The organism is Brevibacillus sp. FSL K6-6036, assembly GCF_037964015.1.
GTDB lineage: Bacteria > Bacillota > Bacilli > Brevibacillales > Brevibacillaceae > Brevibacillus > Brevibacillus borstelensis.
Genome location: NZ_CP150173.1, coordinates 572,964 through 592,500 on the forward strand (window position 1 = coordinate 572,964; position 19,537 = coordinate 592,500).

General features: G+C 54.0%; 21 protein-coding genes (1 of these 21 running past the window's edge). 17 read left to right on the plus strand and 4 right to left on the minus strand.

Translation table 11 applies throughout. The features are described 5' to 3' along the window. Positions 1-7 precede the first annotated feature (7 nt). Both cmpA and NST37_RS03105 read right to left on the minus strand, forming a co-directional pair. Positions 8-130 carry a cortex morphogenetic protein CmpA gene (gene cmpA, locus NST37_RS03100; RefSeq protein ID WP_003389777.1) on the minus strand — a complete coding sequence of 41 codons (123 nt, stop codon included), beginning with the start codon at positions 128-130 and terminating at the stop codon, positions 8-10. Between the two features lie 203 nt (positions 131-333). Next, on the minus strand, positions 334-669 hold the full coding sequence (locus tag NST37_RS03105) for a hypothetical protein (RefSeq protein ID WP_003389776.1): 336 nt from the start codon (positions 667-669) through the stop codon (positions 334-336). A 115-nt stretch (positions 670-784) separates the two neighbouring features. On the opposite strand from NST37_RS03105, the gene NST37_RS03110 reads away from it, so the two are divergent. The 7 genes from NST37_RS03110 (at position 785) to NST37_RS03140 (ending at position 7,602) form a co-directional block, all read left to right on the plus strand. Then, the gene (locus NST37_RS03110) at positions 785-1,264 is read left to right on the plus strand and encodes a SprT family protein (RefSeq protein ID WP_024985088.1); all 480 of its coding nucleotides are present in this window, start codon (positions 785-787) and stop codon (positions 1,262-1,264) included. A 120-nt stretch (positions 1,265-1,384) separates the two neighbouring features. After that, positions 1,385-2,410: a thiamine-phosphate kinase gene (thiL, locus tag NST37_RS03115; protein ID WP_122958044.1), complete on the plus strand. Its 1,026-nt coding sequence runs from the start codon at positions 1,385-1,387 to the stop codon at positions 2,408-2,410. A 4-nt stretch (positions 2,411-2,414) separates the two neighbouring features. Next, on the plus strand, positions 2,415-2,867 hold the full coding sequence (gene tsaE / locus NST37_RS03120) for a tRNA (adenosine(37)-N6)-threonylcarbamoyltransferase complex ATPase subunit type 1 TsaE (RefSeq protein WP_081924360.1): 453 nt from the start codon (positions 2,415-2,417) through the stop codon (positions 2,865-2,867). Continuing rightward, on the plus strand, positions 2,867-3,589 hold the full coding sequence (tsaB, locus tag NST37_RS03125; protein WP_003389772.1) for a tRNA (adenosine(37)-N6)-threonylcarbamoyltransferase complex dimerization subunit type 1 TsaB: 723 nt from the start codon (positions 2,867-2,869) through the stop codon (positions 3,587-3,589). Before tsaE ends, tsaB begins: the two co-directional genes overlap by 1 nt. 2 nt (positions 3,590-3,591) lie before the next feature. Next, positions 3,592-4,056: a ribosomal protein S18-alanine N-acetyltransferase gene (gene rimI, locus NST37_RS03130; protein ID WP_003389771.1), complete on the plus strand. Its 465-nt coding sequence runs from the start codon at positions 3,592-3,594 to the stop codon at positions 4,054-4,056. After that, positions 4,046-5,122 carry a tRNA (adenosine(37)-N6)-threonylcarbamoyltransferase complex transferase subunit TsaD gene (gene tsaD, locus NST37_RS03135; protein WP_172920591.1) on the plus strand — a complete coding sequence of 359 codons (1,077 nt, stop codon included), beginning with the start codon at positions 4,046-4,048 and terminating at the stop codon, positions 5,120-5,122. The genes rimI and tsaD overlap by 11 nt, the downstream gene beginning before the upstream one ends. Positions 5,123-5,337: 215 nt before the next feature. Then, positions 5,338-7,602, plus strand: a complete 2,265-nt coding sequence (locus NST37_RS03140) for a hypothetical protein (RefSeq protein WP_339186243.1) — start codon at positions 5,338-5,340, stop codon at positions 7,600-7,602. 33 nt (positions 7,603-7,635) lie between these two features. Here NST37_RS03140 and NST37_RS03145 read toward each other — a convergent pair whose 3' ends face one another. After that, on the minus strand, positions 7,636-9,570 hold the full coding sequence (locus NST37_RS03145; protein WP_122958042.1) for an ABC-F family ATP-binding cassette domain-containing protein: 1,935 nt from the start codon (positions 9,568-9,570) through the stop codon (positions 7,636-7,638). Positions 9,571-9,758: 188 nt separating this feature from the next. Between NST37_RS03145 and NST37_RS03150 the strand changes: the two genes are divergently transcribed. The 6 genes from NST37_RS03150 to NST37_RS03175 all read left to right on the plus strand — a co-directional run bounded on the left by NST37_RS03150 (position 9,759) and on the right by NST37_RS03175 (position 13,792). Continuing rightward, positions 9,759-10,355, plus strand: a complete 597-nt coding sequence (locus NST37_RS03150) for a 5-formyltetrahydrofolate cyclo-ligase (RefSeq protein ID WP_327955885.1) — start codon at positions 9,759-9,761, stop codon at positions 10,353-10,355. A gap of 105 nt (positions 10,356-10,460) precedes the next feature. Then, complete coding sequence (locus tag NST37_RS03155; RefSeq protein WP_003389765.1) at positions 10,461-10,976, plus strand: MogA/MoaB family molybdenum cofactor biosynthesis protein; 516 nt, start codon at positions 10,461-10,463, stop codon at positions 10,974-10,976. Continuing rightward, on the plus strand, positions 10,970-11,971 hold the full coding sequence (locus NST37_RS03160) for a molybdopterin-binding protein (RefSeq protein WP_031932565.1): 1,002 nt from the start codon (positions 10,970-10,972) through the stop codon (positions 11,969-11,971). The genes NST37_RS03155 and NST37_RS03160 overlap by 7 nt, the downstream gene beginning before the upstream one ends. Before the next feature lie 42 nt (positions 11,972-12,013). After that, on the plus strand, positions 12,014-12,364 hold the full coding sequence (locus NST37_RS03165) for a twin-arginine translocase TatA/TatE family subunit (protein ID WP_003389763.1): 351 nt from the start codon (positions 12,014-12,016) through the stop codon (positions 12,362-12,364). Positions 12,365-12,385: 21 nt separating this feature from the next. Next, on the plus strand, positions 12,386-13,159 hold the full coding sequence (gene tatC / locus NST37_RS03170) for a twin-arginine translocase subunit TatC (RefSeq protein WP_024985082.1): 774 nt from the start codon (positions 12,386-12,388) through the stop codon (positions 13,157-13,159). Positions 13,160-13,243: 84 nt separating this feature from the next. Next, positions 13,244-13,792 carry a hypothetical protein gene (locus NST37_RS03175; RefSeq protein WP_238986216.1) on the plus strand — a complete coding sequence of 183 codons (549 nt, stop codon included), beginning with the start codon at positions 13,244-13,246 and terminating at the stop codon, positions 13,790-13,792. Positions 13,793-13,907: 115 nt separating this feature from the next. On the opposite strand, the gene NST37_RS03180 is transcribed toward NST37_RS03175, so the two are convergent. Then, the gene (locus tag NST37_RS03180) at positions 13,908-15,242 is read right to left on the minus strand and encodes a CAP-associated domain-containing protein (protein WP_024985080.1); all 1,335 of its coding nucleotides are present in this window, start codon (positions 15,240-15,242) and stop codon (positions 13,908-13,910) included. Positions 15,243-15,505: 263 nt separating this feature from the next. On the opposite strand from NST37_RS03180, the gene groES reads away from it, so the two are divergent. The 4 genes from groES to NST37_RS03200 form a co-directional block, all read left to right on the plus strand. Then, a complete protein-coding gene (groES, locus tag NST37_RS03185; RefSeq protein ID WP_003389758.1) occupies positions 15,506-15,790 on the plus strand; it encodes a co-chaperone GroES in 285 nt (94 codons plus the stop codon). A gap of 65 nt (positions 15,791-15,855) precedes the next feature. Further along, positions 15,856-17,478, plus strand: coding sequence for a chaperonin GroEL (gene groL, locus NST37_RS03190; RefSeq protein WP_003389756.1), 1,623 nt, complete (start codon positions 15,856-15,858; stop codon positions 17,476-17,478). Positions 17,479-17,721: 243 nt separating this feature from the next. Next, the gene (locus NST37_RS03195; protein WP_251256039.1) at positions 17,722-19,053 is read left to right on the plus strand and encodes an extracellular solute-binding protein; all 1,332 of its coding nucleotides are present in this window, start codon (positions 17,722-17,724) and stop codon (positions 19,051-19,053) included. A 102-nt stretch (positions 19,054-19,155) separates the two neighbouring features. Beyond that, positions 19,156-19,537, plus strand: the 5' portion of a protein-coding gene (locus NST37_RS03200) for a sugar ABC transporter permease (protein WP_003389754.1). 578 nt of this gene lie beyond the right edge of the window; only the first 382 of its 960 coding nucleotides appear in the window; it begins with the start codon at positions 19,156-19,158; its stop codon lies off the right edge, out of view.

A 19,537-nucleotide genomic window follows, 5' to 3' on the forward strand; every position in this document is an offset into this window, starting at 1 on the left:
GGCCACCCTATTGAGGGCGGCCGCCGTGTTTTTCCCAGTATAAAAACCAACAGCTGTTGAGCAATCGAATTTGCCGGACGTCCTTCCCGATGAAGGCACGCTGCAATTGCCTGCGCATCCATTGTGGCATGAAGGGTACCTCCTGGTGTCATTCCTATATTGGCAATGTATGCGGCAAACACACAGGAGGTACCTTTTTTCTTTGCACGACTCGTAAACGAGTAATTTGCAGTTGTTCGTATATAGCAACAAAGCAGAACTGTGAAAGCACGTAAGAAAGCGAGACTTTCGGCCTTTGGGTACTAGAGGCTTCGCAAAGCCTCCGAAAAGAGATTACTCATCTTCCAGCAGGAATTCAAGCTGTGCCTGCAAAGCGCGAATCTCCGTCAACAACGAGATCAGCGGATAAACCGTTTCCTGCAAAGAGGAGAAATGGCTCTCCAGCCGGCTGACGTACGCCAGACCATCTTCTGTTTGAAACGCATCGGAGAGAAGCTCTAGCTCGGCGCATTCCGCGATGACCGTCGGAAGCTGCGGACGCTCTGCAATGGTCAGCTTGTCGATCTCCTTTTGAAGCCGTTTCAGAAGAGCGACCAGTTGATACATATGGGATTCCGGCATGGCGACAAAGCGCAGCCCAGTTTGTTCCTGCAAGATTAAATAGCGCATCAGTTTCCCCACCAATCTCATGATCTCATCAAATAAGTGTACTGTATTGCTCTGGCACTTTTCAACCAAAACTGCTATCGTCGAGGTACAAGCTTCAGCTGGGGAGAGAAAAACAATGACAGATCAGGAGTTGCAAGCACTGGTCGAAGCGGTCTCTGCACAGTATTTTGCCAGGCCGTTCCGTCACCAGGCCAGGTTCAACAGCAGGCTGCGGACGACAGGGGGACGTTACCTGCTTCGTTCCCACGACATCGAGATCAACCCTCGCCATCTGGAGCAGCACGGAGAGGAAGAGCTGATCGGGATCGTAAAGCATGAGCTGTGCCACTATCATCTGCACCTGGAAAAGAAGGGGTACCAGCATAAAGATCGCGACTTTCAGGAGCTGCTCAAGCAAGTGGGGGGAAGTCGCTACTGCCAGGAGGTCGGCGGCGGAAGAACCCGGCTTCCGTATCGCTATGAGCTTGTGTGTGAAGCCTGCCAGATGCGGTACAAACGAAAGCGAAAAATCAATCCGGCCCGTTACCGCTGCGGCCGTTGTTCAGGAAAGCTGCGGCTGTATGAGCTGGAAACAGCGGCAAAGCAGCAGGGCTGATGGCAGCCGGAGAGCAGCGGCAGCACGGAAAAGCCTGTCCGGGCTGTGCGCCCGTTTCCTTGCGTGCTTTGAAAGCAGGGCGGTATAATGAAGGCACTGTAAACTAAAGGAGCGGTAGTAGTGACGTACGACGAGTTTTCCCTCATCAGGCGGTGGACGAGCCGCTCCGCCGGCCAAACAGGCGACGGGCTTAGCGTAGGGATCGGAGATGACGCGGCGGTGTTTTCGCTGCCAGCAGACAGGGAAGTGGTAGCCTGCTGCGACGCCATGGTAGAGACTGTCCATTTCCTCAAAGAGACGATGAACCCGAGCGACATCGGCTACAAAGCCGTCATCAGCAACATCAGCGACGTGGCCGCCATGGGGGGCATTCCCAAATACGCGTTGATCAGCATTGCCGTCTCGCCAAATTGGACAGCAAAAGAGTGTCAGCAGATTTACGACGGCATTTACGCTGCGTGCGAGGCCTACGGCGTACGTGTGATTGGCGGCGATACGGTGTCCAGCCCCGCCGCTCTTTCACTGTCTGTCACGGTGATGGGTGAGGTGGAAAAGGGACGGGCGTTGCTCAGGTCAGCAGCGAAGCCTGGTCAGCTTGTATTTGTGACAGGGCATGTAGGCGGGTCGGCAGCCGGCCTGGATCTGTTGTTGCAAACGGCAAAAACGGGAGAAGCTGTAGAGGAGATGTGGCAGCCGTTGGTTGCTTTTCACCAGAGACCGGTGGCCCAGGTTGCCGCAGGACGCATTTTGGCAGCCTCTGCGAATCCAGGAGCGCTAAACGACGTCAGTGACGGACTTGCTTCTGAATTGTGGGAGATTTCCGAAGCCAGCGGTGTTTGTCTGCGGATCGAAGCGGAGTTGATCCCGGTAGCGGAAACAACCCGCATGTATGCGTCTCACAAGGGAAAAGATCCTCTCCATTGGGCATTGTACGGAGGAGAAGACTATCAGCTTGCAGGAACGATTGAAGCGGTGGAAGAAGAAAGGATCGGAGCGCTGTTTGCGCAGCAGGGGATCCCGTTTACCGTGATCGGGCGGGTGGAAGCGGGCGGACCATCGGTAGTGATGAACCGCAATTCGCGCTGGGAGCCGGTTGCGAAAGCGGGATTTAACCATTTTGGCAAGGCCGATGCCAGGAAAGGGTGACAGGATGAAGTACGAATGGAATGCGTCAGGCGTAGAAGAGACCTTGCGCTTTGCGGAAAAATTGGGTGTCCGCTTGCTCCCCGGCGACTTTCTCGCCCTGGAGGGGGATTTGGGGGCGGGCAAGACGACCTTCACCCAGGGACTGGCTCGCGGCCTTGAGGTGAAAGGAACAGTCAACAGCCCCACCTTTACGATTATCAAGGAATATGAAGGGCGTTTGCCGCTGTATCATATGGACGTCTACCGGGTGGGAGAGGACGTGGACTCGCTCGGGCTGGACGATTATTTTTTTGGGGAAGGCGTCACTGTGGTGGAGTGGGCTTCTCTGATCGAGGACGTGCTGCCGCCGGAACGGCTGACTGTCATCCTGCGGTCGGAAGGCGATGATGCCCGGCGGATTCAACTGATTCCCCGGGGGGATCGCTATGTGAAATTGTGTGAGGAGATTGATTGGTGATGCGGGTACTTGCAATGGATACATCCAATCTCGTGTTGAGCGTGGCCGTAGTCGAAGAGGACAGGATCTTGGCTGAATTGACGACGAATCAGCAGAAAAACCACTCTGTCCGCCTGATGGACGCGATCTCCGAGTTGATGGATGAAACGGGAACATTGCCGGAACAGCTGGCTGGCATCGGAGTTGCAAAAGGGCCAGGCTCTTATACGGGTGTACGGATCGGTGTGGCCACGGCAAAAAGCATGGCCTGGTCGCTTCAAATACCGGTGATCGGCGTCTCCAGCCTTGAGGCTGTCGCTATGAATGCGCGAGGCTTCTCCGGCTTGATCGTCCCGCTCTTCGATGCGAGGCGCGGACAGGTCTATACAGGGGCCTTCCGGACAAAAGACTGGGCGGAACTGTCTGTAGTAGCCGAAGAGCGGTTGGTGCTGCTTCGCGATTGGCTCGCTTCGTTAAAGGAACAGGCTGGGAATGAGCGCGTTCTGTTTATGGGAGAGGATTTGCGCATTCACCGGGAGACGATCGCGGAGCAGTTGGGTGAACAAGCCCTTTTTGCGCCTGCAACCCACAATCATCCGCGAGCTGCCCACATCGGTCTTGCTGCTCTGGGCAAGCTCGCAGAGGGTGGTCATCCGCACGAAATGGTTCCCGAATACTTGCAGCTGGCAGAGGCCGAAGCCAAGTGGCTGGCCCAAAACCCCGCATGCGGGGTGAAGGAATAGCAATGACTGAGCAGATCGATATAGAATTCCGCTTTATGACACTAGAAGACGTAGACGCGGTCTGGGAATTGGAGCGTTTGGCGTTTCCGACACCTTGGCCGCGTGATGCCTTTGTCAATGAACTGACGATCAACCCAAATGCCCGCTATGTCGTAGCCGTGATGAATGGCCAGGTCATCGCTTATTGCGGGATGTGGATTGTACTGGACGAGGCTCACATTACAAACGTGGCCGTCCATCCCGATTGCCGCGGGCAAAAGGTAGGAGAGCGGTTGATGCGGCAGATGATGGGGCTCGCCTATGTATTCGGAGCGAGAAGCATGACGCTGGAAGTGCGCCCGTCCAACACCGTGGCGCGGAATATGTATACCAAGCTGGGCTTTACAGAACAAGGACGTCGGAAGCGTTATTATTCCGATAACGATGAAGATGCTCTCATAATGTGGGTGACATTGCATGAAGAATAGAAAACCATCACGCTATGAAGAACGGGTGCAGCAGGCGTATCTGGCTCAGCAGCAGTCTGGTCGTCCGGTAAACATTTTGGGGATCGAGACAAGCTGCGACGAAACCTCGGCCTCCGTCGTTCAGGACGGCCGGACAGTCCTGTCCAACATCATCGCTTCGCAGGCAGATATACACAAGCGGTTTGGCGGTGTCGTGCCGGAGGTAGCCTCGCGCAGGCACGTGGAGAACATTACCCTGACGATTGAGGAAGCCTTGCAGGAGGCGGGGAAAACGCTGGATGACATCCAGGCCATCGCCGTCACCTACGGACCGGGCCTGGTTGGCGCCCTGCTGGTAGGGGTAGCTGCCGCAAAGGCGATCTCGTATGCCCGTGGAATCCCCTTGATCGGGGTGCATCACATTGCCGGCCATATTTACGCCAACCGGCTGGTCACGGAGATGGAGTTTCCTTTGATCGCTCTGGTCGTGTCCGGGGGGCATACAGAGCTCGTCTGGATGAAAGAGCATGGACATTACGAAATTTTAGGTGAGACGCGGGATGACGCTGCCGGGGAGGCGTACGACAAGGTTGCGCGCGCCCTCCAGCTGCCGTACCCGGGCGGTCCGCACATTGACCGCTTGGCACACGAAGGAACTCCCAGCATTCCGCTTCCTCGCGCGTGGCTGGAGCCGAATTCCTATGATTTCAGCTTCAGCGGTCTCAAATCGGCTGTACTCAACACGCTGCACAATGCGTCACAGCGCGGAGAAAGCATCAGTCCGCAAGACCTCGCTGCAAGCTTTCAGGACTCTGTGACAGAGGTGCTTGTGGAAAAAACAATCCGTGCGGTAAAGGAATACGGAGCCAGGCAAGTATTGCTTGCAGGGGGAGTAGCAGCCAATCGCGGGCTGCGGGAAAGACTCTCGAAAAGATGCGGGGAGGAAGGCCTTCCACTGGTCATCCCGCCGCTCTCCCTATGTACCGACAACGCGGCGATGATTGCCGCAGCGGGATACATTTCGTATCAAAAGAGGCGCTTTGCACGGCTGGACTTAAACGGTGTGCCGGGCCTGCCCTTGTCATAAAACGCATAATCCTGACTGCTCACTTGGGGGAGCAGTCTTTCTTTTCCTCATCGTTATCCACAGCTTCTGGATAATTTTTGAGGTTTGTCTTCCCCACACCTGTGAATACTGGTGATAACAAGAGGCATTTACCGGGAAAATCACGTTTTTTCTGTGGATGAATCTGTGGAATATGTGGATAAACAGAAAATTTTATCAACAGTGGGGGAAGATTGATGAAAAAATGGTTGCTGCTCGCCGCACTATTTGTCCTGCTATGGTCGTCGCAGCTCGGACAGGATTACGCAGGTGCTGCTGTGGAGTCAAAGAAGAATCTCCAAAAGCGGCAGGTGATAGCGCTGTTTGTGGAGGGGCTCTCCTTTCAGGATGTTGAGCGGCTCAGGAAGTATCCACATGTGGATAATTGGCTGAGAAAAGCCGAGGCCGGAGCGCTGTCTATCCGTTCGCCCGGAGCGAGATCGGCAGCCAACTCCTATTTGTTGATGGGCAGCGGCGGACAGGCTCTTTACACGGACCGGAGCGGCACAGCCTACCACCCGGAAGAGTATCTTTCCAAGTACGAAACAGCCGGCGAGCGGATGGTGGAAGTAAGCCCGCCTGAGGTGGAGCCTGTAGCGCGCTATCGCATCGTTTTTCCCGGCATTTACCGGCTGCAGGCAGAGAATCGAGACAAGCCGTTTACCTCCCGAATCGGCTTGCTGGGAGAGACACTGGCTCGGCACAATCTGTCTGTAATCAGCTACGGGAGCGGAGACTACGATGACATCAGGACCCGGCACGCCGTTCTGTTCGCGATGGACGAGCGCGGTGGGGTGCCGTTTGGAAATCTTTCGGACAAAACGGCGATACAAGCGCCTTCTTATCCTTACGGGGTTAAAACGAACTACGATTACTTGCTCCAGAGCATCGACAGGGAGACGGCCTCTGGATTGATCTCGATCCAACTGGCTGATTTGGCGCGCTTGTATCAGGTAGCCGACGATATGGCGCCGGAGCGGTTTGCCAAACAGTACGAGCAGGTGCTGAAGGACTTGGGCGGGTTTCTTGACCGGCTGCTTTCGTCGCGCAAGCCCGGACAAATGGTGATGCTGCTCTCGCCGGTCCCCAACCAGAAAGCGGTACAAGCCAAAATGCTGCTGCCGCCTGTGTTTGTTTGGAAGGGGGGAGAGGCAGGGCTGCTCACCTCTGCGACAACGAGGCAATCCGGATTGGTCAGCGGGCTTGATATTCTCCCGACAGTGCTTGCCTTTCTGCAGGTTTCCGTGCCGGATGGGCTGGCTGGACATGTCATGAAAAAGGAAACGGGAAAAGGGATCGGCGAGCTCGCCTATGAGGTGGAACAAATCCACCATATTTACGCCAATCGCAGTTCTGTGCTTTACACCTACGTCATGCTGCAGATCGTCATTTTGGCGGCAGCGGCCGCTCTCTGGGTTTGGGGAAGGGGGAAAAGCGGAGAGAGCCTGCAATGGGGGCGCAGGGCTATGCGTCTTGCTCTCCTCTCCATGCTGTGGTTTCCCCTGCTGTTCCTGCTCGAAGGCTTGGCCGGTTGGCGGGTATTTCCGCCGGTCATTCTCGGCGTGCTCATTTTGGCAGCGATGGCGGGTGCCTGGCTGATGGAGGGAAGGCCGCTGCCGGCAGCGCTTGCGGTCGTGGCCGGGTTGACAGTCGCCCTGCTGTTGATCGATGGCTGGAGCGGCGCCCCGGCGATGCGCCGCTCGTATCTGGGGTATGACCCGGTAATCGGCGCTCGTTTTTACGGATTGGGGAATGAATACGAAGGAGTGCTGATCGGATGCACCATCCTTTTTGCAGCCGCCTTGTACCAGTGGAGCGATTCGAAAACAGCCGAAAAAGCGCCAGGCCGGGAGAATAAGTCTGCTCTGTGGGTAATCGTGCCTCTCTTTCTGCTCGTCCTTGCCTATATGGCCGCTCCGGGGTGGGGGGCGGACGCGGGCGGTTTCTTGGCGGGACTGATCGGTTTTGCTGTCGTGCTCATACGGCTGCAGGGGTGGCGCCCAGGCAAAAAAAGCCTCCTGCTGCTCGCAGGAGGCATGCTGGTCGGTATTGCGTTGCTCGCATCTGTCAGTCTCTTGTCCAGCCAGCCGCCGACTCATATTACGAGAGTCGCAAGCCAGCTTTTGTCCGGTGACTGGACGGAAGTGATGCATATCGTGGAACGCAAGCTGGAGATGAATCTCAGGCTGATTCGTATTTCCGTGTGGAGCCGGGTTTTTGTCGTGTCCCTGCTCGTTTTGGGGCTGCTGGCGCTGCGCAGTGACAAGTATCTGCGCCATTTCGCCAGCGATTATCCGTTGCTGGTCAAAGGCTTCTCCGGAGTGATCGCTGGTTCGCTGGCCGGCCTGCTCCTGAATGATTCCGGCATCATTACCGCGGCCACATGCATCATCTACCTGGTCGTACCGACTCTGTACACCGCTTTGTGCGAGCCAGTCGAGGAACGCTATTCCAGCTCTTGAGAACGTCTTGCTTTTACGGGAGCCGGGAGCAGGCTAACTCTCTGAAAGCTCGCTCCACTCATCGTACAACTGCTCCAGCTCCACCTTTGTCTGCTCGATCTTGTCGTTGCGCTCCTTGGCCAGGACGTGGTCGCTGTAGATTTCCGGGAGACACAGCTCCTCCTGCCAGGTCAAAATGGCGGCCTCCCGCTCCTGTATCGCCGCTTCGATTTCCTCCAGGCGGCGCAGTCTTTGGCGCTCGCGGCGCTTGGCCTCCTTGTCGCGCTCATAGCTCGATTTCTCCTGCAGGTCTGCAGCAGAGGAGGCTTGTTTCTTCGTGCTTTGCGCTTGCTGTTCAGCTGCCAGCTCGGCCAGCTCCTGCTTCTTTTCTACGTAATAATCGTAGTTGCCGAGATAGCTGGTCACGCCATCCGGGGAGAGCTCCAGTACCCGGGTGGCGATTTTATTGAGGAAGTAACGGTCATGGGAGACGAACAGAATCGTTCCCGGGTAGTCGTACAAGGCGTTTTCCAGCACTTCCTTGCTGAAAATATCAAGGTGGTTGGTCGGCTCGTCGAATATCAGAAAATTGGCTTGCTTCAGCATCAGCTTGGCCAACGAAACACGTGCTCTTTCGCCGCCCGACAGATCGGAAATGCGCTTTTGCACGTCGTCGCCGCTGAACAAAAAGTTACCGAGCAGGGTACGGACATCCCGCTCCAGCATCAGCGGATAGTCGTTCCAGATTTCATTGAGCACCGTATTTTGGTCATTCAGATTCCGATGCTCCTGGTCGTAGTAGCCGATCGTGACATTGCTGCCGAACTGGATGCTGCCTGTAATAGCTGGCAGTTGCTCCACGATCGTCTTCAGGAGAGTCGATTTTCCGATTCCGTTGGGGCCGACGAGAGCGACGCGCTCCTCCCGTTCCAGCTCAAAGGTGAGGTGTCGGGACAGCACGGCGTCCGGGTAGCCGATGCTGACATTGGCCGCCTTCATCACGATGTTGCCGCTCATTTTGGCGACATCGAAGGAAAAGTTGACCGACTTGTTGTTCATGATCGGTTTCTCCAGCCGGTCGATCTTCTCCAAGGTTTTTCGACGGCTTTGGGCCCGCTTGGTCGTTGTCGCCCGAGCGATGTTCCGGGCGATGAAGTCCTCCAGCTTGGCAATTTCCTCCTGCTGCTTGTCGTAGCGCTTTAATTCCTGCTCCAGCCGGGCCGCCTTTTGGTCGAGAAACTGACTGTAGTTCCCCGTGTACCGGGTCGCACGGGTGCGCTCGATCTCGTAGACGACGGTGACGAGCTTGTCCAGGAAGTATCGGTCATGGGAGACCACGAGGATGGCGCCCTGGTAATTTTGCAGGTAGCCCTCCAGCCAGGTGAGCGTCTCAATATCCAGGTAGTTAGTCGGCTCATCCAGCAGCAGGATCGAAGGAGCCTGCAAAAGCAGCTTCGCCAGGGCAAGCCGGGTCTTTTGCCCGCCGCTCAGGGTGAAAATCGGCGTCTGATAGTCCATATCGGCGAATCTGAGTCCATGCAGGACGCCGCGAATCATCGCCTCATAGCCGTACCCCCCGCGTTCCTTGAATGCCTCGGAGCGGCGGGAATAATCCTCCAGTATCTGCTGGTACCGTTTTTCGTCAGCCAGAACGGCCGGATCGCCCATCAGCGTCTCCAGCTTGCGAAGCTCCTGCTCTTCCTTTTGAAAATGAGTGAAGACGGAGAGCATTTCCTCCCAAATGGAGCGTTCGGACTCCAGCCCGCCGTTTTGCGCCAGGTAACCGAGCGTGACATCCTTCGGAATTCGGACGGTTCCACTGTCATAGCTGAGCTGCCCGGCCAAAATCTTCATTAGTGTCGATTTTCCGGCCCCATTGACTCCGACCAGTCCGACGCGCTCTCCTGTTTGAATTTGCAGCGAAATGTCCTGTAAAATGGTCTCAATCCCGTACGTTTTTTGTATATGTTCAGCTTGAAGTAAGATCATTGCTTCCACCTCTTTATCAATACCGTAAACGATCTGTCGGCCTGCGTGGCACAGATTGCTGATCCTGGCGCTTCTGCAAGCGGCCAAGCATGCTCTGCTCCTGTCTGTATCAGTGTAGCTTAGAGACCAGAAAGGGACAACCCCGACCGATATGGGAGTGGCCGGGAGAAAAGAGAGGGGAAAAACACATGGAGCTTCTCGATCAAAAGAGGGAACTTCGCAGAGAAATTCTCGCCCAAAGAGCATCTGTCAGTCCGGAAGAACGCCAGGCCCGCTCCAAACAAATGTGCCGTCATTTGCTTTCCTTTGACAGACTGCGCCGCTGCCGTACGGTCATGGCGTACTATCCGTTTCGCGAAGAACTGGATATCGTCCCGTTCCTGGACAAAGCGCTTGAGCGTGGGCAGGAGATATGGCTGCCGCTGACGCTTCCGGCGGAGCGGCGAATTGTTCCCTACATCTATACGGGGCCTGATATGCTGAAGCGGGGAACGTACGGCATACTCGAACCCGATCCCGGCCTGGCTGCGGAAGGAAAAGCCGAAGACCTGGACGCTGTGCTTGTTCCCGGTGTCGCTTTTGACCGCAGGGGTGGGCGCATGGGGTACGGTGCCGGTTATTACGACCGCTTTCTTACCTCCCTCCCGCACAGGCCGCTGTTGATCGGCTGTTCGTTTGACCTGCAGGTACAAAAGGCGGTGCCGATGGAACCTCACGACATTTCGCTCGATTTTCTTGCGACGGAGTCAGGGATCAGAGAAACAGGCCAGCCAGACCTTTCGTAAATGTGACTGCTTTGTGTCGAGATTGCGTCATTTGCCCCTGCCCTATCTACATGTGAAAAAAAACAGTGTACAATACAGTAGCAAGAACTATTGGAGGAATGGGCTGTGACCAACTGGAAAATAGGTGTAATATCCGCAAGCGATTCCATTGCAAGGGGAGAGCGCGAAGACGATCGCATCCCGATTATCCGCACGCTTGTAAAGGAATGGCTGCAGGTTGATGTATCTGTCTACCGTGCTGTGTCTGATGATATGGAAGATTTGAAGGAAAACATGATCGAGTGCGTAGATCGTGAGAAATGCGACTTGTTGATTGTGACAGGAGGCACGGGTTTGAGCCCGCGGGACGTCACTCCCGAGGTGACAGCGTGGGTCATCGACAGACCTGTTCCGGGATTGGCCGAGGAAATGCGCCGCGCCGGCTTGCAGCAATCCCGCCGCGCAATGCTGACCCGTGCAGTAGCCGGAACGAGGGGAAATTCGCTGATTATCAACCTGCCAGGCAATCCAAAGGGCGTCGAGATTTGCTTCAACGCCATCGGGGACATGCTGTCTGACGCCTTGCACATCTTGCAGGGAACCGGAGGAGCCAATGAAGATTGGGGAGGATTGGGTTGGTAGAAAAACCGAAGCTGAAGGAAGTGCCTGTTCGAGAAGCGATCGGCATGATGCTCCCGCACGACATGACGCAGATTCTCCCAGGAGAGTTTAAGGGACGCTTGTTTAAAAAAGGACATGTCGTCACAGAAGCGGATATCGAGCCGCTGCTTTCCATCGGCAAAGAGCATATTTACGTCCTTGAAATGCCGGAAGGGTTTATCCACGAAGAAGAAGCCGGCTTGAGGATTGCCCGTGCCGTTTCGGGAGGAGGGCTTGTCTTGACGGAGCCCTACGAAGGCAAAGTGTCGATGAAAGCCAAGCATCTGGGGTTGGCCAAAGTACATGAAGAGGCTGTTCACGCGCTGAATGAGCTGGAGGGCATCGCGTTTTCCACCATTTACGGCGATCAGGTGGTGCAACCGGGGCAAACGGTGGCCGCTACCCGAATCATCCCGCTGATTATGGAAGAAGCGCGAATTGAGCGATTGGAGGAACTGGCACGCCAGTTTTCCGGCCCGATCGTGGAAGTGAAGCCGTTCCTGAAAAAGCGTGTCGGATTGGTGACTACAGGTGGCGAGGTCTTCTCGGGCAGAATTTCCGACAAATTCGGTCCTGCCATCCGATCCAAGGTAGAAGCGCTTGGTTCCGTCGTGGTCGAACAGCGGTTTGCTCCCGATGACAAAGAACTGATTGAACAAGAGATTATCCGTTTTCTTGACGAAGGAGTCGATCTGATCCTGGTGACAGGCGGCATGTCTGTGGATCCGGACGACCGCACTCCGGGAGCGATCGCGGGAACCGGTGCAAAAGTCGTACGCTACGGCACACCGATGCTTCCCGGTTCGATGCTGATGGTAGCGTATAAAGGAGACATACCGATCCTCGGTTTGCCGGGAGCGGTAATGCACGAACCGTTTACTTCATTTGACGTCTTCCTGCCACGCATCCTGGCCGGAGAAAAAATTGCCGAACAGGACATGACCCGTTTGGGATATGGCGGATTGCGCAAGTGTTAGCTGGTTACACTGTCAAATGACAGGAAAAAAGGAGTGAAGTGCATGAGTACGATTGGAATTCCTGGTCTTATTTTAATTTTGGTGCTGGCGCTGGTTTTGTTTGGGCCCAAAAAGCTTCCGGAGCTCGGACGGGCAGTCGGTCATACCCTGAAGGAGTTCAAGAATGCGACCCGCGGCCTGACAAGAGACGATGACGAGGAAGAAGAGGCTAAGCCTAAAGATCAACAGCAGCAAGCAAAAACAGCTGTCGTCACAGAGAAGGATGCCTTTGACCGCGAGAAAATGGAGCGGGAAATTCGCGAACGCCTCGAACGTGAGCGCCTGGAAAAAGAAATCCGGGAAAAACTGGAGCAGGAGCGCCTGCAAGCAGAGAACGCACAACACAAGGCGTAGCCGGACAAGGTGGGTGCCATGTTGGAAGATCGCGAAATGACGGTAGTAGAGCACCTGACCGAGCTTCGTACACGGATCATTTGGGTGCTGGCAGTATTTTTTGTTGCTTTGATCGCCGGATTTTTTTGCGCCGGCCCGCTGATCGAATACTTGAAAGAGAAACCGATCACCGAAGGAGTTCCGCTTATCTCCCTGCATCCGTCCGACACGCTGCGCGTCTATATGCAGTTTGCCTTTCTGGTGGGGGCGGTGGTGACACTGCCGGTCGCATTGTTTCACATCTGGAGATTTGTTTCCCCGGGCCTGCAAGTAAATGAGCGCAGGGTGACGCTGTATTTTATCCCTGCCGCTTTCTTCTTGTTCATCATCGGGGTTTTGTTCGGGTACTATGTCGTCTTTCCGATGATCATGCTGTTCGTGACAGGCATGTCGCTCGGGATGGACGTCAAGCCTAGCTACGGGATCGCAGAGTACTTCGGCTTTTTGTTTAACCTGGTCATTCCGTTTGGGATTTTGTTTCAGTTGCCGATTATCGTCATCTTCCTCACGCGGCTGCGGTTATTGAATCCGATGCGTTTGGCCAAAATGCGCAGATTTGCCTACTTTGGACTTGCGGTTGTCGGCATTACCCTGACGCCGCCGGAAATTGTCAGCGACATTCTGGTCACAGTCCCGCTGCTGCTTTTGTACGAGGTGAGCATCTGGCTCTCCAAGATCGTGTACCGTAAGCAGCTTGCGGAAGAAGAGAAGTGGAACAACGAATACAACATGGAAGCGGATGAGGCTGTCCGCTGAACGTGAAAAATCTCTTGCCCCCAGGGCGGGAGATTTTTTTTTGCTTGGACATACTAAACGGGAAAGTTTGGGAGGTGACGGAAGATGTGGAAAGCTGCCTTTTTGATCGTGGCGCTATTTAGTTTTTTGACGGCAATGCCAAGCGCTTCTTCAAATGCTTCTGCCGAAGGCGCAGGGATCGGATTCCTGCATGACTCTGTAAAAAGGGCCATTACTTTGCATCAAGCGGAAAACGGCGAGATTCAAAAGGGGACTGAAGCTGCTGACCCATTGGCAGCCGAGCAGGTAGAGCTGTTTGATACGGACAAGGAGCGCGTCATCAAAACTCTCGAGAATACGAGCGAATTTCAAACCGAAGCGCAAAGTCTCCTGAAAAGCGTCAGCGGGCGGGTGCAGGACCTTCAGCCTGCTCTGTCCCACGCCATGATTGTCAAAATCCCGCTGGCGCCGCCGCAAAAGCTGCTTCATAAACAGGCGGGAATCGATACGATGATCGCCAACATGTTCGTCGTCATGCCAAAGGATAGCAGCCGCCGGCCCTGGATGATCCTGCATACGAAGGAAGCGGAAACATTGGTTGTTGAATTTTCGGGGGAGATCGGCAAGTTGAAGAAGCTGCTTCTCCTGCCGTAGTGCCAGTACAGGGGAGCAGCGAAGTAGAAAGGAAGCGGAAGGGGAAGCAAAACGCCCGGCCGTCGCAAGGACTGGTCGGGCGTTTTTGTGGCGTTGAAAAGCCATTTTACCGGTTTTATTGCTTGGGAGTGACAAACGCTTGGGTGTAGTAGTCGGCAACGACCCCGACGCCAAGCTGGGTAAAGTTCTTTTCCAGGACGTTTTTCCGGTGGCCGGGACTGTTCATCCAGCTTTCATGGGCTTCGATGGAGTCGGGATAGCCAGCCGCTATGTTTTCGCCCGCCATGCTGTAGGAAAGTCCCGCTTTGCGAAGCCGTTCAAACGGGTCCATCCCGGTCGTAGCGGAGACGTGGTCGAAAAAGTCGTGGTTTTCCATATCGACGCTATGGCCTCGGGCTACCTGTGCAGCCTGCTCATTCCAGCGAAGCGGGGAAAGCTTGTAGCGGTAACGGATGACATTCACCAGGTCGAGTATTTGTCTCTCTCTGGCTGCATCCACCTGTTCCTGCTCCTTGATGCTCAACGGAGGCGGGTCAAAGTCGGGGGCTGCCCCGGAATAGGTCCAGCGCGTTTCGTAAAAACCGCCCCGCAGCAGCATCAGCGTATCGATCAGCCGAATGGCCGTTACCTTGTCGCTGTTCTGGTTGTCCAGATAAAAGATACGCGGAGTGCCGTCCTGAATTACCAGCGGACGCTGATTTTTTTGATTGGTAATCTGGACGCTGGCCTTTTGATAAGAGAAAGAGACAGTGTGCTGCAGCTTGTACATTCGGCTCAAAGAAGAGAGGCTGGTGCCGATTCCCACCTCGCCGAGCTTTGCTTCCGGGGCATTGGAATACAGGTCGACCACTTTTCCGTTCGCAATCCCTACCTGGAGGTAGCGAGCCGGATTTTGGTTGTAGATGTACCATTGATAGCCAAGGCCGCTCGGCTCCTGCCGTCCCGGTTGGCCGAGCAGTTTTGTCACCTGGGCGACAGGCATGCCCAATTTGATGCCAAACAGGCTGTTTGCGGACTTGTTTGCCGTTTGGGCGGAAGCAGCAGCCGATGCTGGCACCGCTGCAGCCGGAGAACCCGGAGGTGTTTGAACCAGCTGCTGCTTTTGCGGCGGCTTGTCCTCCTGCCGGCTGCCAGCAGCTTCCCTTGGGGCCGGAGCTTGTCCGACAAAAGCAGCCGAATTGGTTTGATCGAGGTGGACCGGCTTGCCTTCAAGATAGCCGGCAAGCGACAAAGGGATATAGGTGGTGCCTTTGTATTCCAGCGTAGCGGGCCGGTATCCGGTTTTGTCCCGATAGTAGCCGGGCTTGTCCGCATCGGTTACTTCCTTTCCATCCCAGTAGAGCTTCACCGGTTGGACCGAGGCGAGGATAAAGGGCGAGCCAGGAGACAAGAGGCGGCCGATTCCTGCCACAGAGAGAGCGAACACGCCGATCCAGAGCCATTTCCGCATGCAGTATTCCTCCTTCAGAGTGGATCTGATTCTACGTTCTCTCTATTTATATGAACGAGCCGGATTGATAGAACAAAGAAGAAGGGCCAGGCATATCTGGCTAGTGACGAGCCTGGAACAAGAGATTGGAAATTTGTGAGGGAAAATACTTGCAAAGTACATAGCGATTCATTATTATAGGAATTGGGTGTTAGCACTCCCTTTGATTGAGTGCTAACAACGCAAAACTTCTTGAACCTACATTTTTGAGGAGGGTGTTTTTTGTGCTGAAGCCATTGGGTGACCGTGTAGTACTCGAACCAATTTCCAAAGAAGAGACGACCGCTAGCGGTATCGTTCTCCCTGACACTGCGAAAGAAAAACCGCAAGAAGGTCGTGTAGTCGCAGTCGGTTCTGGTCGCGTTTCCGACAACGGAGAGCGCATCGCTCTGGAAGTAAAAGAAGGCGACAAGGTTATTTTCTCCAAATACGCCGGCACCGAAGTGAAAGTGGATAACAAAGAATACCTCGTGCTTCGCGAATCCGATATCCTGGCGATCATCGGCTAAGGCTCTTTCACATAAGGCAAGACCGGTACGAACCGTAAACACATAACGCAGGAGGTTGAGTTCTGATGGCAAAACAAATCAAGTTCTCTGAAGATGCTCGCCGCGCGATGCTTCGCGGTGTTGAAACACTGGCAAATGCCGTTAAAGTAACCCTCGGTCCAAAAGGCCGCAACGTGGTTCTGGAGAAAAAATTCGGTTCCCCGCTGATCACCAACGACGGTGTGACCATCGCAAAGGAAATCGAACTGGAAGACGCATACGAAAACATGGGTGCGCAGTTGGTTAAAGAAGTAGCAACCAAAACCAACGATATCGCTGGTGACGGTACGACAACTGCAACTGTTCTGGCTTATGCCATGGTTCGCGAAGGTCTGAAAAACGTAACTGCCGGCGCTAACCCAATGGTAATCCGCCGCGGTATGGAGAAAGCTGTTCGCGCAGCTGTTGAAGAAATCAAATCCATCGCGAAGCCGGTAGAGAGCAAATCCGCTATCGCACAAGTAGCAGCGATCTCCGCTGACGACCAAGAAGTCGGCAACCTGATTGCTGAAGCGATGGAAAAAGTGGGCAAAGACGGCGTAATCACCGTTGAAGAGTCCAAAGGCTTCACTACTGAGCTGGATGTAGTAGAAGGTATGCAGTTCGATCGCGGTTATGCTTCTCCTTACATGATCACTGATACCGACAAGATGGAAGCGGTTCTGAACAACCCTTACATCCTGATCACTGACAAGAAAATCTCCAACATCCAAGAAATTCTGCCTGTTCTGGAGCAAGTTGTACAAAGCGGCAAACCGCTCCTGATCATCGCAGAAGATGTAGAAGGCGAAGCGCTGGCTACTCTCGTAGTAAACAAACTGCGCGGTACCTTCACAGCTGTTGCTGTAAAAGCTCCTGGCTTCGGCGACCGCCGCAAAGCTATGCTGGGCGACATCGCAACCCTCACTGGCGGCGAAGTCATCACAGAAGAGCTGGGTCTCGAACTGAAATCCACCAAGCTGGAGCAACTCGGCCGCGCTGGCAAAGTTGTTGTTACCAAAGAAAACACTACGATCGTGGAAGGCGAAGGCAACAAGGCTGATATCGATGCACGCGTTGCTCAAATCCGTCAACAAATCGAAGACACCACTTCCGAGTTCGATCGTGAAAAACTTCAAGAGCGCCTGGCAAAACTGGCTGGCGGTGTAGCAGTGATCAAGGTCGGTGCAGCTACCGAAACCGAACTGAAAGAAAAGAAACTCCGCATCGAGGACGCCCTCAACTCCACTCGCGCTGCTGTGGAAGAAGGTATCGTGCCTGGCGGTGGTACTACCCTGATCAACGCTATCAAAGCGGTAGAAAAAGTTGTAGCTGAAGGCGAAGAAGCGGTTGGTGTTCAGATCGTTCTGCGCGCTCTGGAAGAGCCAGTTCGCCAAATCGCTGCCAACGCTGGTCTGGAAGGCTCCGTTATCGTTGAGCGCCTGAAGAAAGAACCTGTGGGCATCGGCTTCAACGCTGCTACTGAAGAGTGGGTAAACATGCTCGAAGCAGGTATCGTAGACGCTGCGAAAGTTACTCGCTCCGCTCTGTCCAATGCTGCATCCGTAGCGGCTATGCTGCTCACTACCGAAGCAGTTGTGGCAGACAAACCAGAAGAAAACAAAGCGCCTGCCGGCATGCCTGACATGGGCGGCATGGGCATGATGTAAGAAACGGCCATCCGTTTCGCAAAGAGACAGACTTGCGGGTCTGTCTCTTTTTTGTGCGTTCAAGGCATGTGCTCTCCATGTGGCACATCCTTGTTGTCGTCCTTCTTTTTTTCGGAAAGCGTCTCCTCGTCTCAAATGTTTTTTGAAAAGTGTAAATATTTATATTGAAAAAATATTTCCTAATTTTATAATAGATTATAAAATAATACTCCAAGAGCAAGCGTGCACGAGAAGGACAGACAAATGGAAAACGTGGAGGAGATTTTCGCGATGAGAAAAGTAGGGGTTTGGCTGTTTTCTCTTTTGCTGGTATTTTTCCTGGCTGCCTGTAGCGGCAGTCCTCCGGCAACGACTTCCGGCGGAGAAGGGGGAAAGACTCAACCTGCGGCTGAAGCGCCAAAAGGGGAACAGGTTGAGCTGACGATGTACAGCTGGCGTACAGAAGACAAAGAAGCGTACAACAAGATTATCGCCGAGTTTGAAGCGAAGCATCCAAACATCAAGGTAAAGTTCAAACCGTTCAAGTCAACCGAATACAACACGATTTTGACCAATACGCTGACATCCGGGACGGGAGTGGACATATTGCAGCTTCGTCCTTACCAGGGAGCTACCTCTATTGCAGATGCAGGCTACCTGATGCCCATCGATGATCTGAAAGGGGTAAGCGATATTCCGAAGGCGTACCTGGATGCCGCTCGCGGCAGCGATGGCAAAGTCTACGGCGTACCGTTGTCGATCAACTCAGCCGTCATCTTCTACAATAAAAAGCTGTTTGAGGAGAATGGCTTGGAGGCTCCGCAAACGTGGGACGAATTTATCCAGGTGTGCAATGCTTTGAAGGCGAAAGGCATTATCCCGATTGCGCAATCAGGCAAGGCAGCTTATCTGCTGTCCATTACCCACAGCGTTTTTGCGCCCAGCTCAATCGGCGGAAACGAGTACATCGAGAAAATGCTGAAGGGCGAGGTCAATTTCAAAGACCCGGCTTTCATTGACTCGATCAAAAAGATGAAGGAACTGGAGCAGTACTTCCCGCAGGATTTCATCGCGCTCGACGACAAGGATGTCCAGGCGCTGTTCTACACCGGCAAGGCTGCGATGTATATCAACGGCAGCTATCGTCTGGAAACGTTCGAAAAGCAAAATCCGGATATGCCGCTTGACATCATTCCCTCTCTGGCCAAGGAAAAGGGAGGAGATACTCCGATTGTAAACTGGGTGGACGGCTCGTACGGCATCTTCAAGTCGACCAAACACCCGGAAGAAGCAAAAATATTCATGGAGTTCCTTGCTTCCAAAGAGTTCGGGCAATTGTTCAGCGACGAATTAAACAGATTCAGCGCGATCCCAGGGGTAGAGCCGAAGAATCCGCTCGTTCAAAAAATGACGCAGCTCAGTGATAAGAGCATGGTGCCGTTCCTGATGCTGGTCCACTTCGGAGATGGGACTCCAACCACGAAAACATTGTTTGAGAACTCTCTGCAAGGGATGTACATCAACAAACTGACAGTCGAGCAGGTAGCTGAGGAGACCCAGGCTTCCGCTGATAAATGGTTTAAGCCAGCCCAGTAACGAAGAAAGCGTACGGATTGTTGATTGCAGCGGTACAGTCAGGCCGACTTGCTTGACTGTACCCTTTTTGATGAGTACAGCTTAGGAGGAGGTCGAAACAGCGTGCCTGAATTGGAAAAAACACTGGAAACAAAGAGACAAACGTCAGTCAAACGGGGAGTGAACTGGAAAAAGCATCTCGTTCATCTGTTTCTGCTGCCTGCCTTGATATTCTATGTATGGTTTCAGGTGTTCCCGATCTTTTCCGCATTTTGGAACAGCTTTTACTCCTGGAACGGAATGCAGCGGGGCTCGTTTGCCGGATTGGAAAACTTTGTCCGCCTGTTTACGGAGTCTCCGTTTAAAGAGATGTTTTACCGCGGTTTTGGACATAACGTCATTTTCTTTATCCTAACAGTTGTTTCCAAACTGATCGTCGCGTTTTTCCTGGCGATGCTGATTAACAGCAAGATTCGCGGAAAGGAATTTTTCAAGGCCGTTATTT

Coding starts and splice junctions, on each gene's coding strand:
- NST37_RS03110 (WP_024985088.1), top strand. CDS start 785: ATGACAGATCAGGAGTTGCAAGCACTGGTCGAAGCGGTCTCTGCACAG.
- NST37_RS03175 (WP_238986216.1), top strand. CDS start 13,244: ATGTGGAAAGCTGCCTTTTTGATCGTGGCGCTATTTAGTTTTTTGACG.
- NST37_RS03145 (WP_122958042.1), bottom strand. CDS start 9,570: ATGATCTTACTTCAAGCTGAACATATACAAAAAACGTACGGGATTGAG.
- tsaB (WP_003389772.1), top strand. CDS start 2,867: ATGCGGGTACTTGCAATGGATACATCCAATCTCGTGTTGAGCGTGGCC.
- NST37_RS03180 (WP_024985080.1), bottom strand. CDS start 15,242: ATGCGGAAATGGCTCTGGATCGGCGTGTTCGCTCTCTCTGTGGCAGGA.
- tsaD (WP_172920591.1), top strand. CDS start 4,046: ATGAAGAATAGAAAACCATCACGCTATGAAGAACGGGTGCAGCAGGCG.
- tsaE (WP_081924360.1), top strand. CDS start 2,415: ATGAAGTACGAATGGAATGCGTCAGGCGTAGAAGAGACCTTGCGCTTT.
- NST37_RS03165 (WP_003389763.1), top strand. CDS start 12,014: ATGAGTACGATTGGAATTCCTGGTCTTATTTTAATTTTGGTGCTGGCG.
- NST37_RS03150 (WP_327955885.1), top strand. CDS start 9,759: ATGGAGCTTCTCGATCAAAAGAGGGAACTTCGCAGAGAAATTCTCGCC.
- NST37_RS03195 (WP_251256039.1), top strand. CDS start 17,722: ATGGAAAACGTGGAGGAGATTTTCGCGATGAGAAAAGTAGGGGTTTGG.
- groL (WP_003389756.1), top strand. CDS start 15,856: ATGGCAAAACAAATCAAGTTCTCTGAAGATGCTCGCCGCGCGATGCTT.
- NST37_RS03105 (WP_003389776.1), bottom strand. CDS start 669: ATGCGCTATTTAATCTTGCAGGAACAAACTGGGCTGCGCTTTGTCGCC.
- NST37_RS03140 (WP_339186243.1), top strand. CDS start 5,338: ATGAAAAAATGGTTGCTGCTCGCCGCACTATTTGTCCTGCTATGGTCG.
- cmpA (WP_003389777.1), bottom strand. CDS start 130: ATGCCACAATGGATGCGCAGGCAATTGCAGCGTGCCTTCATCGGGAAG.
- rimI (WP_003389771.1), top strand. CDS start 3,592: ATGACTGAGCAGATCGATATAGAATTCCGCTTTATGACACTAGAAGAC.